This is a genomic window from Acidovorax sp. SUPP3334, assembly GCF_030159055.1.
In the GTDB taxonomy this organism is placed as follows: Bacteria; Pseudomonadota; Gammaproteobacteria; order Burkholderiales; family Burkholderiaceae_C; genus Paracidovorax.
This window is the reverse complement of record NZ_BQXQ01000087.1, coordinates 1-3324: the sequence shown is the minus strand read 5'-3', so window position 1 is coordinate 3324 and position 3324 is coordinate 1. Positions and strand designations below refer to the sequence as shown.

The 3324-nt window shown below is 58.8% G+C and carries 6 protein-coding genes and 1 pseudogene; 4 read left to right on the top strand and 3 right to left on the bottom strand.

The genetic code is table 11. From position 1 onward, the window contains the following. Nucleotides 1-333 precede the first annotated feature (333 nt). A complete protein-coding gene (locus tag AVHM3334_RS23405) occupies nt 334-621 on the bottom strand; it encodes a hypothetical protein (RefSeq protein WP_284415838.1) in 288 nt (95 codons plus the stop codon). A 123-nt stretch (nt 622-744) separates the two neighbouring features. On the opposite strand from AVHM3334_RS23405, the pseudogene AVHM3334_RS23400 reads away from it, so the two are divergent. From AVHM3334_RS23400 to AVHM3334_RS23390, 3 genes and pseudogenes are all read left to right on the top strand, one after another. Next, nucleotides 745-1389, top strand: a pseudogene (locus tag AVHM3334_RS23400) (transposase). A 287-nt stretch (nt 1390-1676) separates the two neighbouring features. Next, nucleotides 1677-1937: a type II toxin-antitoxin system Phd/YefM family antitoxin gene (locus AVHM3334_RS23395; RefSeq protein ID WP_284415837.1), complete on the top strand. Its 261-nt coding sequence runs from the start codon at nt 1677-1679 to the stop codon at nt 1935-1937. 4 nt (nt 1938-1941) lie between these two features. Next, entirely contained in the window at nt 1942-2355 is a 414-nt protein-coding gene (locus tag AVHM3334_RS23390; RefSeq protein WP_284415836.1) for a type II toxin-antitoxin system VapC family toxin, read from the top strand. Nucleotides 2356-2390: 35 nt separating this feature from the next. Here the strand turns inward: AVHM3334_RS23390 and AVHM3334_RS23385 are convergent, their stop codons facing one another. Together AVHM3334_RS23385 and AVHM3334_RS23380 are read right to left on the bottom strand one after the other, a co-directional pair. After that, a complete protein-coding gene (locus AVHM3334_RS23385) occupies nt 2391-2831 on the bottom strand; it encodes a hypothetical protein (protein ID WP_284415835.1) in 441 nt (146 codons plus the stop codon). Next, nucleotides 2828-3151 (bottom strand): hypothetical protein, encoded by a 324-nt coding sequence (locus AVHM3334_RS23380; protein ID WP_284415834.1) that lies wholly within the window; start codon nt 3149-3151, stop codon nt 2828-2830. Before AVHM3334_RS23380 ends, AVHM3334_RS23385 begins: the two co-directional genes overlap by 4 nt. Between AVHM3334_RS23380 and AVHM3334_RS23375 the strand changes: the two genes are divergently transcribed. Continuing rightward, nucleotides 3150-3324 (top strand): transposase (locus AVHM3334_RS23375; RefSeq protein ID WP_502869973.1); only part of this gene is annotated, 175 nt, incomplete at its 3' end. The genes AVHM3334_RS23380 and AVHM3334_RS23375 overlap by 2 nt on opposite strands.

The window sequence follows — 3324 nt, the reverse complement described above, 5'->3', positions numbered from 1 at the left end:
ACCTTGGCCTACACCGACACCATCGCCGCCCATTGCGAGTCGTACTCGCCCTCGTGCTCCAGGACCATCTTCACCGACCGTTCCCGGATCTCCGGGGAGAACTTGCTTGCTCTGCTCATGGCTCCATCTTCTCGAGTAATGGAGCCTCCGGGATTCACGGGGCGGTTCAGTCAGCCACTGTCGCAGTACAGCGTGAAATAGCTGGCGCTGCTCTTGTGCCAATCGGGGAAGCACGGGGGGGAAATGGGAAATCATGATCGTCTCCAAGAAAAATGGGGACGATCGAAACCCTGCGGGGACGGTAGTCCCCAGCGGGTTTAAAGAAGAAGTGACCTACAGCAGTTTGATGACTGCCGTCGTGACCACGATGGTGAGGCCGGAAAAGCCGAAGAAGCTGGTGATGATCCAGCGGGTTTGCTCGGCCATTCCGCGCAGCAGACGGTTTTCCATTTCGGAGCCATCGGTCTTGGTAAAGAGTTGATCGCGCATTTCTGCGTGAATCTCATCATTGCCTGCATGGATAGCGGACTCGAACTGCCGCTCGACCTTGCGCGCCGCGTCCGGGGGAATCCCGACCTCGGTGAGCGCTTCGTACAAGCCCAGTTCGACGGTAGATGGCATGCTCAAAAGTTTACTCCTTTAGAACGTGTTCACGATCTTTGTCTGGTCACTGACAATGACGAGGTGCGAACCAAGAAATATCCCAGCGATACGAGCCGCGAGCAATTCGAGATCATCAAGCCGATGCTGGAGAGTGCGCGCAAGAAAACCAAACCACGCACCGTTGGCTTGAGCAGGCTTTGAAAAAGTCAGGTTGGCGCGGCCCGTGGGAGACTGGGGCGAAACGCCTCAAGCGCGTTCTTGATCATCGACGCGCAGAGTGTGAAGAACACTGACACGGCGGCCTTGAAGGGCTATGACGCAGGCAAGAAGGTCTCGGGCATCAAGCGCCATATCGCGGTGGATACGCAAGGGCTGCCGCACGCGGTGGCGGTGACGACGGCCGAGGTGACGGATCGCAAGGGAGCACTGCTGGCGCTCACGCGCTGCAAACCCACACTGAGCCGGGTGCAAAGCCTGCTCGCCGATAGCGGCTATGTTGGCCAGCCCTTTGCGCAAGGTGTGCAGGAAATCCTGGGTGGGCATGTGACAGTGCAGATCGCCAAGCGCAGCGAACTGCACACGTTCAAAGTCATGCCCAAGCGCTGGATTCCAGATGAGCTGGTATGGAGCCACGCCAAGCGCACAGGGGTGGCGCGCAGTCCATTGCGAAAGGGGGACAAGCTCAAGGAGCGTGTGGATGCGCAGTTGCAGTCGGTGGCTGAAGATCCTGCACTCATCAGGTCATTCTTCAGACACCTATCTGTCGCCTATATTTCTGACTTGTGAGTAGTTGGCCAGGCTGTAGGCGGGCGCCGAGGTGGCGGCGCAGCTGCACCAGGAGCAGCGCAAAAGCATCGCTGCGGAGGCGCTGCGGCAAGCGGAGAGGCTGACAGCGGCCCAGGCAGAGCGCGACCAGGCGCGGGAGGAAGCGGCTACATTGCGAGGCCGGCTGGAGGCACTCACGGCTGGCTCGCGGCCGAAGGAATAACAGGCCATTCGCACGGCAACTGCACGATGGCAAAATTCACGCGCTTGTCGTAACATTCAAACATTGAGTGATCTGGGAGATCAACATGAGCATCCATACGTTTTCCAGCCGCGACTTCACTCGTGACGTATCAGCAGCCAAGCGCGCTGCTATCGATGGCCCAGTGTTCATCACCGATCGTGGGCGTCCGGCATTCGCGCTGCTCAAGATCGACGACTACTACCGCATTGCAGGACACGGCGAACGGTCGCTCCTTGACGTCATGGATGACATCCCCAGTGGTGACGACATAGATTTCGAGCCGGCCCGTCTGAATCTCCGATTGTCTGGTACATCGTTTGAGTGAGTCGATGTTCGTTCTAGACACCAACGTCATCTCCGAACTACGCCATGGAAAACTCCACCAATCCACGGAAGTCCGTGCCTGGGCTGCCGGGCAGCCCAGCAGCAGGCTTTTCATGTCTGCCATATCCGTGCTGGAGTTGGAAATCGGCATTCGCGGACTGGAACGGCGGACACCACCTCAAGGCAGCGCACTGCGCGCTTGGCTTGCCGGGGTGCTTTTAGCTTTCGAGGGTCGAATCCTTCCTTTCACGGTGAGTACCGCGCCCGTATGCGCGGGCCTGCACGTACCAAACCCATGCTCTGAGCGTGACGCGATGATCGCGGCAACCGCGATCGAGCACGGGTTTGCGGTGGTGACACGCAACGTGTCGGACTTTGCCAATACGGGAGTGGCACTGATCAACCCTTGGAACGCTTGAGCGCAGCGCACCCAGCATTTTGGTGCATGCGCAATTCAGGCCAACCATCCGCCCACCCTGTCCCAGGCCCGGTTGATGGCTTGACGGTTTTTTCCATTGGGCGATCTTCCAGAACGTTCAGCCTTCACCGGCTCTGGGCGCGGACTCAAGGGCACTTCGTAGAACTGCCTGGACTCCAGCATGTTCCGGTCTGTGCCAAGCCTTTCATAGTCGCGGTTGTCGTTCCAACCGTCGATCAACTCAGACAATGCTTCGTCGGGAGTTCGCTTCTCGCGCACTGGCGTATCAGGAACGTCAGAGCCAACCCAACGGACGATGTATTCCGTCGAACGCACCGTGAAATCGCGGTGCTGCAGGCAATCGAGCGCAAAGCCGTTGTCGATCGCAGTCAATACTGGCTGGGCGCCACAATACGGGCATCCTTTGACGTGATAGACCTTGCTGCAGGTGATTTCCTCTGCATCGGTATTTTTCATTGATTGCTCCGTGATTCAAAAGGTCTGAGGCAGTAATCCCCGCCACCGAAGCCAGGCCGCCTGGCCCGGGTTTCAAAAATCGTGATCGATGCCGTCTCATCCGCCCTCTCTCCCCGCGGCAGGAACAGGCGGGCTTGGCGGCCATCCGGATGCTCGAATGCCAGGTGATCCCAGGTGGCCACGAATCCTTCGGTAGTCCGTCCTGAACAACTCGCAAGTCGTTGATCCTGCTTGCAGTTCTTGGGGTTGATGGCCGCAGCATTTGCAAGGTATGGTTCTGCCAATACCTGTTTTCTTGCAAATTCCTCCGGAGATTCCATGGGTCCGAAGCCTTCGCAGCCGCAAACGGCCGAGCTGTTCCGTCCCAGGTTGGACGAGCAGATCAACATGCGTCACCCGCTTGTGCGGCTGGCCGCACTGATCGACTGGGCCGAGATCGAGCGCACCTTCGCGGTCACGTTCACGTCCGCACGAGGCCGACCCGCGTTGCCGC